This window comes from Streptomyces sp. NPDC050416 (assembly GCF_044458845.1).
Lineage (GTDB): Bacteria > Actinomycetota > Actinomycetes > Streptomycetales > Streptomycetaceae > Streptomyces.
The window spans coordinates 66,349-79,302 of record NZ_JBITII010000011.1; the positions used below are offsets into that span (position 1 = coordinate 66,349).

The window sequence follows — 12,954 nt, forward strand, 5'->3', positions numbered from 1 at the left end:
CACCCTAGCCGCGCTCCGGACACGATTCGGTCACTGCCCGTGGACGGAGACGCAGCAACCCGTGGGAACGAGGGTTCCGGCCGGACCGATGGGGCGGTCGTCACACGGGCCTGGTCACCCGTCTCTACTCGTGAGTAACATGCGGCCATGAGCGCAGACCAGATGTCCATCGGCGAGATGCTCGCCGCCACGGTGCCCATGGCCCGGACCCTGAACCTCGAGTTCCTCGAGACGACGCCGGAGCGGGCGGTGGTGTCCCTGCCCGACCAGGGCGAGTACCACAACCACGTGGGCGGGCCGCACGCCGGGGCGATGTTCACGCTCGGCGAGTCCGCGAGCGGGGCCATCGTGCTGGCCGCGTTCGGGGACCAGCTCTCGCGCGCCGTGCCGCTCGCCGTCAGCGCCGAGATCTCCTACAAGAAGCTGGCCATGGGCGCGGTCACCGCTACCGCGACCCTGGGCCGTCCGGCCGCCGAGGTCGTCGCGGAACTGGACGCCGGTGAGCGCCCCGAGTTCCCGGTCGCCATCGCCATTCAGCGGGCCGATGGCGCGGTGACCGGTGAGATGACGGTGATCTGGACGCTGCGTCCCAACGGCTGATCCGGCTGTCGTACGAGCGGGGCCCCGGCCGAGTGCCGGGGCTCTCGCATGTCGCGCCGCGAACTCCGGCGTGCGTCAGGGTTTTTCGAAAGCCGGTACGGGTACCGCCGGTAACATATCTGAATTTCCTTCGTTTTGAACTTGCGTCATCCGCACTCCTTGTTACCTGTCAGTCGCATGTGCGAAAGTGAGCCGCCTCACAGCCAAGGCCGCAGCTGACGCGGCATAGGTATGCACCAATCACGCACCTGCTTTCCGACGGACGCGCAATTCGCATGCCGTCCTGCGGCTGGAAGGAAATGGTTCAGTGCAATCCCCCTACCCCCCACGCCCGCCGTACCCGCCGCGCCCCGGAGCGGGTCCCGCGGATTCCGATCGCAATCTCCTCGCCCGGGTCGGTGATCCCGCCGAAGGCCCGCGCGTCACCGCGCTGTTGCTCGCCCGGCACTGGCGGGCGGTGTACGAGTACGCCGTGATCTGCCTGGCCTCGTCCGAGGATTCGGCGTCGATGGCCGCCGCCGCCGCGTTCCGCCGGGAACTCGCCCGGCCGGGCGGCGGTGCCCTCCGGCCGCGACTGCTCGCGGCCGTGCGGGACACGGTCCGGGATTGGGCCGCCGACGACGGCATTTCCGCCGTACTGCCGGAACTCCGCAAACCCGTCGGTGCCCGGGGCTTGCGTGCCGCGCGGTCCGAGACGGCTGAAAGGCGGCGGCTCGCCGAGCGCGCATTCCGGGCCCTTCCGGGAGCTTCCCAATGCCTGCTCTGGCATACGGAGGTCGAGTCGGAGCCCATATCCGTACCGGCCGGTCTGCTGGGAGTGGACGTCCGAACGGCGTCGGCCGCGCTGGAACAGGCGCGTGAGCAATTCCGGGCCGGGTGCGTCCGGGCCCACCGGGAACTCGCGCCGACGCAGGAATGCCGTTTTTACAACCGTTTGCTGGACGTTCCGATGCGCCGCGGCGGGTCCCTGCTGCCGGATGTGCAACGGCATCTGATGACCTGCCGCCACTGCCGGCACGCCGCCGAACAACTCAGCCATTTCGAGGGCGGGTTGGAGGATCTGCTCGTCGAGACCGTGCTCGGCTGGGGCGCCCGCCGCTACCTCGCGACACGGCCGGGCCGGGACGGGGGCCGGGGCGCCCTGCCCGCGGGCCCGGCCGGTGGCCGTCACCGGCTACGGGCGCACGCCCTGCCGGCGGGCGGTCGGCCCGGGCCGTCGCGGAGACACACCAAGGCGCTGGCCGCCGCGGTCGGGGTGACGTCACTGGTGCTGCTCGCGACGCTGCTCGCCGCCAGGGGCTGGACGGAGGAGGGCGGCACCGTCGCTCCCCAGGCCACCTGGGGAGCGGTCAGCGGCCACTCCGTCGACCCGGGATCCTCGGGGACCTCCTCGGCCGGCGTCCCGTCGGCCGCGTCCGCCGGCCGCCCCGTCGAAGTGGGCCGCGGGCGGCTGCGCAACCTCGACGCCGGCCTGTGCCTCGGCGTCCCGGGCGGCCGGGCCCGGGCGGACGCCCGCGCCGTGCTGACCTCCTGCTCCGCCGCCGGGCCCCTGACGTGGTCGTACCGGGACGACGGCCTGCTGCGCAGCGCCGCCCACCCCACGCTCTGCCTCGGTTCCGACACCGCGCAGGGCTCGGTCGTCCTGGCCGGCTGCCTCGTGCATGCAGGAGTCGTGCGCTACGACCTGACCGTGCGCGGCGAACTCCTGCCGCGCGGCGGCAAGGCACTGGCCCTCGCCCACGGCACCGGCCGGAACGTCGTCGTCACCGGGCGCGACGGATCCGAGGCGCAACGCTGGGCGCTGGAACCTCCCGGGGGTGACGCGGCGAAGAAGTCGGAGGAGCCGGGGGAGTCGCGGGAGCGGCAAGGCCGGCAAGAGAGCCGCCGGGAGAAGGAACCGTACGACCACGCCCCGCCCGGGCATCGGCCCGACCCCCCAGGGAGCAAGCAGGAACGGTACGGGACACGGTTCGCCCAGGCGGGCTGCTGCGACGCGGCCGAACCGGAACGGCCCTCCGGCCCGCCCGGTACCGGCGTACTGGGCCCGGCGCCCCGCACCGACACCCTCGGTTCCGCGACAGCCCCCGTGGCGACGGCCGTGAGGAAGGCCCTCCACTCCACCGCGCTCCCGTAGAGCCGCCCTCCGGGCGGGGCTCCGGCGTCGCCCACCGGGACGCCCGTCGTGTCACCCGGTCGGGTGGGCCGGACCCGGCCCCCGGGGAGTGGTCCGGGCGGTCCGTCGGTGGTGTCCGGTGTAGTGGCCGTCCGTGCTGCCGCGTAGTGCGTTGCATGAACGACACCGTCCCCAGCCCCCGATACCCCCGGCGGTCCGCCCTGCGTCTGCTCGGTGGAGCGATCGTCGTCGCCGCGGCGGCCACCGGTGGTCTCGCCGTGCCGTCCCGGGCCCAGGCGCGGGACGGACACGGCCCGGACGCCGGGACACGACAGGGCGCCCGCGCCCGTGTCGAAGGGCTGCTCGCGCGACTGACCCTCGACGAGAAGGTCTCCCTGCTGCACGGTGCCACCGACCCAAGCCCGCCCGGCTACGTCCCCGGGGTGGCTCGACCAGCCGGTCCGCGTCCTGGCCGGTTACCGGCGGCTCACCCTGCGGGCGGGGGAGCAACGGCGGGTCACCGTGCGCGTCGAGCCGCGGACCCTGTCCTCCTGGGACCCGAAGGCCCACGACTGGGTCCTCGGCACCGGCCCGCGCGCGACCTGTGGATCGGGGCGTTGTCACGGGACCTGCGGCTGCGGACGAGCGCACACGTGGGCGGCTGACGCGGCGCGCACCGCACAGCCGGCGGCACATGGCCGGGAGGCGCCCTGCATCGAACCGGAACAGACTGGTACTCCTCCTGAGGCCGTCGCAGAACCCAGGGAGTTCACTCATGCCCGAGGCCCCGCGCCAGGACAGCAGCACGCAACCCACCGACCAGGAACTGCGCACGCTGGACGCCCACTGGCGGGCCGCCAACTACCTGGCAGCCGGTCAGATCTATCTGCTGGCGAACCCCCTGCTGACCGAGCCGCTGCGGCCCGAGCACATCAAGCCGCGGCTGCTGGGTCACTGGGGCACCTCGCCCGGGCTCAACCTCGTCCACACGCACCTCAACCGGGTGATCACGAACCGCGCGCTGGACGCGCTGTGCATCTGGGGCCCGGGCCACGGCGGTCCGTCGGTGCTCGCCAACTCCTGGCTGGAGGGCAGCTACAGCGAGACGTACCCGGACGTGACGCGGGACGCGCAGGGCATGGAGCTGCTGATGCGGCAGTTCTCGTTCCCCGGCGGCGTGCCCAGCCACGTCGCCCCGGAGGTGCCCGGCTCGATCCACGAGGGCGGCGAACTCGGCTACTCCCTCGCCCACGCCTACGGCGCCGCCCTGGACCACCCCGGCCTGCTGGTCGCCTGCGTGATCGGCGACGGCGAGGCGGAGACCGGCCCGCTGGCCGGATCCTGGCACGCCAACAAGTTCCTCGACCCCGTCCACGACGGTGCCGTCCTGCCGATCCTGCACCTCAACGGCTACAAGATCGCCAATCCGACCGTGCTGTCCCGCCTGCCCCAGGACGAGCTCGACGCGCTCCTGCGCGGCTACGGCCACGAGCCGATCCATGTCACCGGCGACGACCCGATGGCCGTCCACCGCGCGATGGCCCGGGCGATGGACACCGCGCTCGACACCATCGCCGAGGCACAGCGCGCCGCCCGCGAGGAGGGTGTGACCGAGCGCCCGCGCTGGCCCGTGCTCGTGCTGCGCACCCCGAAGGGCTGGACCGGCCCGGCCGAGGTCGACGGCGAGCCGGTCGAAGGGACCTGGCGCTCCCACCAGGTGCCGCTGGCCGGTGTCCGTGACAACCCGGACCACCTGCGGCAACTGGAGGCATGGCTGCGCTCCTACCGGCCCGAGGAGCTGTTCGACGCCGAGGGCCGGCCGGTCGCGGACGTCCTGGCCTGCGTCCCCGAGGGCGGCAGGCGGCTCGGCGCCACCCCGTACGCCAACGGCGGGCTGCTCGTCCGCGACCTGCCGGTCCCGGCCCTGGACGACTTCGCCGTCCCCGTCGACAAGCCGGGCACCACCCTGCACGAGCCCACGCGCGTCCTCGGCGACCTCCTGGCCCAGGTCATGCGGGACACCGCCGACCGCCGTGACTTCCGCCTGGTCGGCCCGGACGAGACCGCCTCCAACCGGCTCCAGGCGGTCTATACCGCCAGCGGCAAGGCCTGGCAGGCCGGGACCCTCGACGTCGACGAGGACCTCGACCGGCACGGCCGGGTGATGGAGGTCCTCTCCGAACACCTCTGCCAGGGCTGGCTGGAGGGCTATCTGCTCACCGGCCGGCACGGGCTGTTCTCTTGCTACGAGGCGTTCGTGCACATCGTCGACTCGATGGTCAACCAGCACATCAAATGGCTGCGCACCTCTCGGCGACTGCCCTGGCGCGCCCCCATCGCCTCCCTCAACTACCTGCTGACCTCGCACGTGTGGCGGCAGGACCACAACGGCTTCTCCCACCAGGACCCCGGCTTCGTCGACCACGTCCTCAACAAGAGCCCCGAGGTCGTGCGGGTCTACCTCCCGCCGGACGCCAACACCCTGCTGTCCGTCGCCGACCACGTCCTGCGCAGCCGCGACTACGTCAACGTCGTCGTGGCCGGCAAGCAGCCCTGCTTCGACTGGCTGTCGATGGACGAGGCCCGGGTCCACTGCGCCCGCGGTGCCGGCATCTGGGAGTGGGCCGGCACCGAGGACGGCTCCCGCGAACCCGACGTGGTGCTGGCCTGCGCCGGAGACGTCCCCACCCAGGAGACCCTGGCCGCCGCGCACCTGCTGCGCCGGCACCTGCCCGAGCTGTCGGTCCGCGTGGTGAACGTCGTCGACCTCGCCCGGCTGCTGCCCCGGGAGGAACACCCGCACGGCATGAACGACTTCGAGTACGACGGCCTCTTCACCGCCGACAAGCCGGTGATCTTCGCCTACCACGGCTACCCGTGGCTGATCCACCGCCTGGCCTACCGCCGCGCCGGCCACCAGCACCTGCACGTGCGCGGCTATAAGGAGGCCGGCACCACGACCACGCCCTTCGACATGGTCGTCCGCAACGACCTGGACCGCTACCGCCTCGTCATGGACGTCATCGACCGCGTCCCGGGCCTCGCCGTGCGCGCCACGGCCGTACGTCAGCGCATGGCCGACGCCCGCACCCGCCACCACGCCTGGATCCGTGAGCACGGCACCGACCTGCCCGAGGTCGCCGAGTGGAACTGGAACGCCTGAGCCGCGGGGGACGTCTTGTCACCCGGTAGGCTTCCCGTGCTCGCAGGGAAGCACAGGGAAAGGATCCGGCGTTGCACGTCCAGGAGTGGCTCGAAACCGTACCCGCGGTGGCCGTCTACGCACTGGTGGGGCTGGTCATCGGCCTGGAGAGCCTGGGCATCCCGCTGCCGGGCGAGATCATCCTGGTCTCCTCCGCGCTGCTGGCCTCCCAGCAGGGCCACATCGACCCCGTCGTCCTCGGCGCGAGTGCCACGGCAGGCGCGATCATCGGCGACTCGATCGGCTACGCCATCGGCCGCAAGGGCGGCCGCCCCCTGCTGGCCTGGCTGGGCAAGAAGTTCCCCAAGCACTTCAGCGAGGGCCATATCGCCACGGCCGAGCGGTCCTTCGAGAAGTGGGGCATGTGGGCCGTCTTCTTCGGCCGCTTCGTCGCCCTCCTCCGCATCTTCGCGGGCCCCCTCGCCGGTGTGCTGCGCATGCCGTACTGGAAGTTCGCCATCGCCAACGTCCTCGGCGGCATCGTCTGGGCCGGCGGCACGACCGCGGTCATCTACTACGTCGGCATCGTCGCCGAGTCCTGGCTGAAGCGCTTCTCCTGGCTGGGCCTGGTGGCGGCGGTCCTGGTCGGCCTCACGTCGATGCTGGTGCTGAAGCGCAGGGCGAAGAAGGCGGGCCAGACGTTGGAAGCGACGGAGGCGTAAGGCCCCCAGGGGCGCGGGGAACGGTGCGACCAGCCACAACGCACCCGCACTCGCAACACCACCTACACATGCACCTCACGATGCGCCTTCGCCAACTCGGCGTACATCGTGCCGTTGAGGGTGACCCCCTGCCGCTCCTCCTCCGACAGCTCCCGCCGGACTTTCGCAGGCACTCCCGCCACGAGCGACCCGGGCGGCACGACCATGCCCTGCGGCACCAGCGCCTGCGCGGCGACGAGCGACCCGGCCCCGATCACCGCCCCGTTCAGCACCGTCGCCCCCATCCCGATCAGGCAGTCGTCCTCGACGGTCGCCCCGTGCACCACGGCGTTGTGACCGATGCTGACACGCTCACCCACCGTCACAGGAAACCCCGGGTCGGCATGGAGGGTGCAGTTGTCCTGGACGTTGCTGCTCGCGCCGACGGAGATCGTCTCGACGTCACCGCGCAGGACGGCCCCGTACCAGACACTCGCGCCCACCCCCAGCGTCACACTCCCTATCACCGACGCCGTCGGCGCCACGAACGCCGTCTCGTCGATCTCCGGCTCCCTGCCCCCGATTCCCGTGATCATCGCCCGCTGACCCATGCCCGCCTCCAGAAACGTCGTAGACAACGCGCAAACCGTACGACACCCCGGTGGGGCGAAGATCACAGGCCTCCAGCGCCGCGGGGTGAGCTACCGCTGAGTACCGTGACTTCGTGCCGAAGCGCAAGAACACGTTCTCATCCTGGCGGCGGGGCCTCGCGCAGCGCGCCGTCCACGCGGGCTGGGCCTGGGTGCAGCGCACGGGTTCCGTGACCGCCGAACATCCCGGGCGCTACCGGTTCGGCGCGATGGGAACAGGTACCAGACTCGCCTTCCCGCTCGGCACGGTCTTCGGCGAACCCTGGATCCACATGGGCGCCCACTGCATCATCGGCGAGCAGGTCACCCTCACCGCGGGCCTGATGCCCGACCTCGACCTCGGCCCGGACCCGATCCTGCGCATCGGCGACGGCGTCGTCCTCGGCCGTGGCAGCCACGTCATCGCGGACACGACGGTCACCATCGGCAGCGACTGCTACTTCGGCCCGTACGTCTACGTCACGTCCACGAACCACTCCTACGACGATCCGCACGAGCCCATCGGCAAGCAGTGGCCGCGGATGGAGCCGGTGGAGATCGGGCCCGGCTGCTGGATCGGCACGGGCGCGGTGATCCTGCCGGGTGCCCGGATCGGGCGGAACGTGGTGGTGGCCGCGGGCGCGGTCGTGCGGGGCGCGGTGCCCGACCACGCCGTGGTGGCGGGCGCGCCGGCACGTGTCGTACGGCGCTGGACACCGGCTGACGGCTGGCAGCCGCCCCTGCGCACCCCGCCGCCGGTGCCGATACCGGAGGGCGTCACCCCGGAGCAGTTGTGCGCCCTGTCGGGTCTCGACGAGGAGACGGCCGCCCGGCTCGCCGACCTGGACGAGGAGGCGACGGCCGGACTGGCCGAGCCGAAGCCGGGTTCCTGATCCGGCCCGGCCGGCTCAGCCCGACGCCAGCAGAACCGTCCCCACCAGGGACAGCCCGGCACCCGCGGCCTGCACCGCCCGCAGCCGTTCGCGGAGCACACCGCGCGCGGCCACGGCGGTCACCACCGGGTAGAGCGAGGCGAGCACGGCGGCGACGGTGACCGGGCCGTGCTGCGCGGCGATCGAGTACGTGCCGTTCGCGGCGACGTCGGCGAGGCCGACGAAGGCCAGCGCCGGCAGGGAGCGCCACGGGAAGCCGTCCGCCGGAAGGGCGGGCGTCCCGCGCCGCACCGACACGTACAGCGCCAGTCCGCCGGCGGCGACATTCGTCACCCGCTGCACGAACAGCGCCAGGAGCAGTCCGGTCAGCGTGGTCGACGCCTCGGCGATCAGGGCCATCACCGCGCCGAAGCCGAAGGCCGCGAGGAGGGTCAGGGCGATGGCCTGCCGCTGGACGGGCGCGCCGCGGAACTGGGGGCCGCCGGCCAGGCAGACACCGGCGACGGCGACCAGGACGCCGACGAACTGGAGCACGCCGGGACGCTCGCCCAGGACCAGGCCCACGCCGACCGGCACGGCCACGCCGAGTGAGCCCAGCGGCGAGACCACACCCATCGGGCCCAGCGCGAGCGCCTTGTAGAAGGCGAGCATCGCCACCGGGCCGACCAGACCGGCGGCCACGGCGAACCACAGCTGGGGCCCCGCCTCGCTCCACCCGCCCGTCGCCACCACGACCGCGCCCAGCACGACCACCGCGATCGACTGCGAGACCACGACCACCGTCAGCGCGGGCGTGCGCCGGGTCAGCAGTCCGCCGCCGAAGTCGGCCAGTCCCCACAGCAGGCTGGTGGCCAAGGCGAAGAGCGCTGTCATGGGACGGATGCCTCGCAGTACAGTTCGGTGAACGATCAGGTCAATCACACCGTAGTGCAATAGGCTGCACTATCTCATACAGAATATTGGACGGAACGTGTCGGACCTCGACCTGCTGACCCAGTCCCTGGCACGCAGCGTCAAGCACTGGCGCGCGGTGCGCGGCTTCACGCTGGACGTGCTCGCCGCCCGGGCGGGCGTCAGCCGCGGCATGCTCATCCAGATCGAGCAGGCCCGCACCAACCCCAGCCTCGGCACCGTCGTCAAGATCGGCGACGCGCTCGGCGTCAGCATCACCACCCTCCTCGACTACGAGCAGGGCCCCAAGGTCCGCATCGTCCCCGCCGAACAGGCGGTACGGCTGTGGCACACCGAGGCCGGCAGCTACAACCGGCTGCTCGCGGGCACCGAGGCGCCCGGCCCGTTGGAGATGTGGGACTGGCGGCTCATGCCCGGCGAGAGCAGCGCGTCCGACCCGCACCCCGCCGGCACGATGGAACTGCTCCACGTCACGGCCGGGGAGCTGACGCTCACCGTCGACGGCGTGGAGCACCGCGTCCCCGCCGGGGCGAGCGTGTCCTTCGAGGCCAACCTGCCGCACACGTACGGCAACACCGGCGACGTGCCGATGGAGATGATGATGGCCGTCTCGGTTCCGCCCGTGACCTGAGAGACCGGTCCCGGGGGCGGTTCGGTGTTGTTAGCGTGCCGATATGCACGCACCCATCGGACACTTCGACGACGCCCGTCCGGCCCCCGCCTGCCTCGACGAGCTCACCGGCCCGGTCGCCGACGCCCTACGCCACTGGCACGGCAGCGTCCCCGCCGACCAGATCCTCTATGTCGACACCGAGCCGAAGTGGGCCGACACGGCCACCTTCGTGGAGCACTACGGCCGCGACCTGCTGGAGCGGTCCGCGAACTGCGTGGTGGTCGCGGGCAAGCGCGGTGGCGAGTCCACGCTCGCCGCCTGCGTGGTGCCGTCCACCACCCGGGTCGACGTCAACGGCGTCGTACGCCGCCGACTCGGCGCCCGCAAGGCCTCGTTCGCCGCGATGGACACGGCGACCGGGGAGACCGGCATGGAGTACGGCGGCATCACCCCCCTCGGACTGCCGGACGGCTGGCCCGTGCTGGTGGACGCGGCCGTCGTCGACCTGCCGTACGTGCTGGTCGGCAGCGGCCGGCGGCGCGGCAAGCTGCTGGTGCCGGGCAAGGCGTTCGCGGAACTGCCGGGCGCGGTGGTGCTGGAGGGGCTGGGGATCACCTGAGGGCAATCCTACGCCGCCCCGTGGTGGGCCAGCGGCAGATGCGGGTCGGCCTCGCCCGGGGCCGGTTCCGGGTCGGCGTGGACCAGGGCCGCGGTGAGCCGGGGCACGGCGTGCAGCAGGGCGTGCTCGGCGTCGACGGCGATGCGGTGGGCCTGGCGTACGGTCACGTCGCCGTCCACCACGACGGCGACCTCGGCGCGCAGCCGGTGACCGATCCAGCGCAGCCGCAGCTCACCGACCCGGCGCACCCCGGCGACCTCGGCCAGCGCCCGCTCGGCCCGGTCCACCAGGGCCGGGTCGACCGCGTCCATCACCCGGCGGAACACCTCCCGCGCGGCGTCCCGCAGCACCAGCGCGATCGCCGCCGTGATCGCCAGCCCGACGATCGGGTCGGCCAGTTGCCAGCCCAGGGCCGAGCCGCCGGCGCCCAGCAGCACGGCCAGTGAGGTGAAGCCGTCGGTTCGGGCGTGCAGTCCGTCGGCGACCAGCGCGGCCGAGCCGATGGCACGGCCGACGCGGATGCGGTACCGGGCCACCCACTCGTTTCCCGCGAAACCGACGAGGGCGGCCACGGCGACCGCCGGGACGTGCTGGACCGGGCGCGGGTCGAGCAGGCGGTCGAACGCCGTCCAGCCCGCGAAGGCCGCGGACGCGGCGATCGTCAGCACGATCACCAGGCCCGCCAGGTCCTCGGCCCGCCCGTAGCCGTAGGTGAAGCGCCGGGTGGCCGCGCGCCGGCCGAGCACGAAGGCGATCCCGAGCGGTACGGCGGTCAGCGCGTCCGCCGTGTTGTGGACCGTGTCCCCGAGGAGCGCCACCGAACCGGAGACGGCCACCACCACCGCCTGGGCCAGGGCCGTCACGCCGAGTACCGCGAGCGAGACCCAGAGCGCCCGCATCCCGCGGGCCGACGACTCCAGGGCGGAGTCGACCTTGTCGGCCGTCTCGTGGGAGTGCGGGGTGAGGAGGTGGGTCATCCGGTGGAGCAGGCCGTGCCGGTGTCCGTGCCCGTGCGGGCGGGCGTGCTCGTGCGGGTGGGGGTGCTCGTGCCGGTCGCTCACGTGGGGCTCCTTCCGGTGCGCGCGAGTGGACGTCCACACGCCTATGGAGTCATTATGTGCGTATGAGCGCACGCATGCACCTGTCATCTGCGCACGATGCGCATCCGCGCAGCCCCGGCGAGGAACAGTTCGCGCTCGCCGCCGAACTCCTCGCCCTGCTCGGCGACCGCACCCGGCTCACCCTGCTGCACGCGCTGGCCGAGGGAGAGGCAGACGTCACGACCCTCACCGAGAGGTGCGGGGCGGCCCGGCCCGCCGTCAGCCAGCACCTGGCGCGACTGCGTCTCGCGGGGCTGGTGAACACGCGGAAGGAGGGCCGCCGGGTGATTTACGCGCTCCGCGACGGCCATCTGCGCCGGCTCGTGGACGAGGCGCTTAACGTGGCCGACCACCGGCTCACCGACCGGCCCCTCCACGACTGAGTCAGTACCGTGCGGCCGTCCCCAGGTACTGCTCGGCGAAGGCCGCGGCGGCCGCCGGCGAGGTGAACAGGCGGCGCAGCCGGGCCAGCGTGGTGCCCGCGCGGAACGGGTCGCCCGCCGCCGTGCCGTGGTACACATCGGACAGCCACTGCGAGAACTCCTGGTAGTCCCACACCCGCCGCAGGCAAGCCTGCGCGTAGCCGCCGAGGCCGCTGTCGTCCCCGCCGGTCAGGTGCGCCACCAGGGCGTCGCCGAGCAGGAAGGCGTCGTGCAGGGCGAGGTTCATGCCCTTGGCGGCGATGGGGGCGACCAGGTGCGCCGCGTCACCGGCGAGGAAGAGCCGGCCGGACACCATCGGCTCGACCACGTAGTCGTGCATGTCCAGCACGCGCTTCTCGATCAGCCGCCCCTCGGTCAGCGGCGGCGTACCGGACGCCCCGAGCCGCTCATGGAGCTCCGCCCAGACGCGCTCGTGCGGCCAGTTCTCCGGGTCGTCGCCCGGCGGGCACTGGAGGTAGTAGCGGGTCACCTCCGGGCTGCGGGGCATCTGCCCGGCGAATCCCCTGGCGTGACAGCCGAACAGCACGCAGTCGGCGGACGGCGGCGCCTCGGCGAGCAGGGCCAGCCAGCCGATGCCGTAGTCGTGCCGCGCGACACGGACCCGCTCCTGCGGCAGGGCGGCCCGGGTCACCCCGCGCGCCCCGTCGCAGCCGGCCACGAAGTCGCAGTGCACGACGCGGTGTTCACCCGTCTCCGGGCAGGTGTACGACACCGACGGCAGGTCGGAGTCGATGTCGTGCACCCGCACGTCCCGGACCCCGAAGCGGATCTGCCCGCCGCGGACGTCGGCGTACTCGCGCACGAGGTCGGTCACCAGCAACGGCTGCGGGTAGACAAAATGGTGACTGCCGGTCAGTTCGGCGTAGGGGAACCGGTACCGCTCACCGTCGAAGCGGAACTCGCACGCGGTGTGCAGCTCCGCGCGGTCCAGCAGGTTCCGGGCCAGGCCCCGCTTCTCCAGGCCCCGTACGGCCCATTCCTCGATGACTCCGGCCCGGGGCCGCTGTTCGATGAACTCCCGGGTCTCGGACTCCAGTACCAGGCAGTCCACGGCCGCGGCCCGCAGGATGTTGCCGACGGTCAGCCCCGCGGGACCGGCGCCCACGACGACGACCGGAACGCGGTGCGGGGGCGGCGAGTCGGTGCGGGGGGCTGTCGAAGTCACCCGCACATTATGGCGACCCGAGCG

Annotated in this window: 12 protein-coding genes and 1 pseudogene; 9 read left to right on the top strand and 4 right to left on the bottom strand. The window is 72.7% G+C overall.

The features are described from left to right. Nucleotides 1–147: 147 nt before the first annotated feature. The 5 genes and pseudogenes from ACIBL4_RS29950 (at nt 148) to ACIBL4_RS29970 (ending at nt 6,577) form a co-directional block, all read left to right on the top strand. Nucleotides 148–600 carry a DUF4442 domain-containing protein gene (locus ACIBL4_RS29950; RefSeq protein WP_391082926.1) on the top strand — a complete coding sequence of 151 codons (453 nt, stop codon included), beginning with the start codon at nt 148–150 and terminating at the stop codon, nt 598–600. 307 nt (nt 601–907) lie between these two features. Beyond that, nucleotides 908–2,734, top strand: a complete 1,827-nt coding sequence (locus ACIBL4_RS29955; protein WP_399414911.1) for a ricin-type beta-trefoil lectin domain protein — start codon at nt 908–910, stop codon at nt 2,732–2,734. A 384-nt stretch (nt 2,735–3,118) separates the two neighbouring features. Then, nucleotides 3,119–3,244, top strand: a pseudogene (locus tag ACIBL4_RS29960) (fibronectin type III-like domain-contianing protein); the annotation flags it as partial. Between the two features lie 244 nt (nt 3,245–3,488). Continuing rightward, nucleotides 3,489–5,876 carry a phosphoketolase gene (locus tag ACIBL4_RS29965; RefSeq protein ID WP_399414912.1) on the top strand — a complete coding sequence of 796 codons (2,388 nt, stop codon included), beginning with the start codon at nt 3,489–3,491 and terminating at the stop codon, nt 5,874–5,876. A 71-nt stretch (nt 5,877–5,947) separates the two neighbouring features. After that, nucleotides 5,948–6,577 carry a DedA family protein gene (locus tag ACIBL4_RS29970; RefSeq protein ID WP_399414913.1) on the top strand — a complete coding sequence of 210 codons (630 nt, stop codon included), beginning with the start codon at nt 5,948–5,950 and terminating at the stop codon, nt 6,575–6,577. Between the two features lie 62 nt (nt 6,578–6,639). On the opposite strand, the gene ACIBL4_RS29975 is transcribed toward ACIBL4_RS29970, so the two are convergent. Then, the gene (locus ACIBL4_RS29975; protein ID WP_399415147.1) at nt 6,640–7,167 is read right to left on the bottom strand and encodes a gamma carbonic anhydrase family protein; all 528 of its coding nucleotides are present in this window, start codon (nt 7,165–7,167) and stop codon (nt 6,640–6,642) included. Nucleotides 7,168–7,280: 113 nt separating this feature from the next. Here ACIBL4_RS29975 and ACIBL4_RS29980 point away from each other — a divergent pair, with 113 nt between their 5' ends. Continuing rightward, the gene (locus ACIBL4_RS29980; protein ID WP_399414914.1) at nt 7,281–8,078 is read left to right on the top strand and encodes an acyltransferase; all 798 of its coding nucleotides are present in this window, start codon (nt 7,281–7,283) and stop codon (nt 8,076–8,078) included. Nucleotides 8,079–8,093: 15 nt separating this feature from the next. Here the strand turns inward: ACIBL4_RS29980 and ACIBL4_RS29985 are convergent, their stop codons facing one another. Beyond that, nucleotides 8,094–8,951: an EamA family transporter gene (locus ACIBL4_RS29985; RefSeq protein ID WP_399414915.1), complete on the bottom strand. Its 858-nt coding sequence runs from the start codon at nt 8,949–8,951 to the stop codon at nt 8,094–8,096. A 97-nt stretch (nt 8,952–9,048) separates the two neighbouring features. Between ACIBL4_RS29985 and ACIBL4_RS29990 the strand changes: the two genes are divergently transcribed. Both ACIBL4_RS29990 and ACIBL4_RS29995 read left to right on the top strand, forming a co-directional pair. Beyond that, on the top strand, nt 9,049–9,621 hold the full coding sequence (locus ACIBL4_RS29990) for an XRE family transcriptional regulator (protein WP_279539669.1): 573 nt from the start codon (nt 9,049–9,051) through the stop codon (nt 9,619–9,621). Between the two features lie 43 nt (nt 9,622–9,664). Next, on the top strand, nt 9,665–10,222 hold the full coding sequence (locus ACIBL4_RS29995; protein ID WP_399414916.1) for a YbaK/EbsC family protein: 558 nt from the start codon (nt 9,665–9,667) through the stop codon (nt 10,220–10,222). Between the two features lie 8 nt (nt 10,223–10,230). On the opposite strand, the gene ACIBL4_RS30000 is transcribed toward ACIBL4_RS29995, so the two are convergent. After that, on the bottom strand, nt 10,231–11,283 hold the full coding sequence (locus ACIBL4_RS30000; protein WP_399414917.1) for a cation diffusion facilitator family transporter: 1,053 nt from the start codon (nt 11,281–11,283) through the stop codon (nt 10,231–10,233). Between the two features lie 62 nt (nt 11,284–11,345). Here ACIBL4_RS30000 and ACIBL4_RS30005 point away from each other — a divergent pair, with 62 nt between their 5' ends. After that, nucleotides 11,346–11,705 (top strand): ArsR/SmtB family transcription factor, encoded by a 360-nt coding sequence (locus tag ACIBL4_RS30005; RefSeq protein ID WP_399414918.1) that lies wholly within the window; start codon nt 11,346–11,348, stop codon nt 11,703–11,705. 1 nt (nt 11,706) lies between these two features. Here the strand turns inward: ACIBL4_RS30005 and ACIBL4_RS30010 are convergent, their stop codons facing one another. Continuing rightward, a complete protein-coding gene (locus ACIBL4_RS30010) occupies nt 11,707–12,930 on the bottom strand; it encodes a 4-hydroxybenzoate 3-monooxygenase (protein ID WP_399414919.1) in 1,224 nt (407 codons plus the stop codon). Nucleotides 12,931–12,954 lie beyond the last annotated feature (24 nt).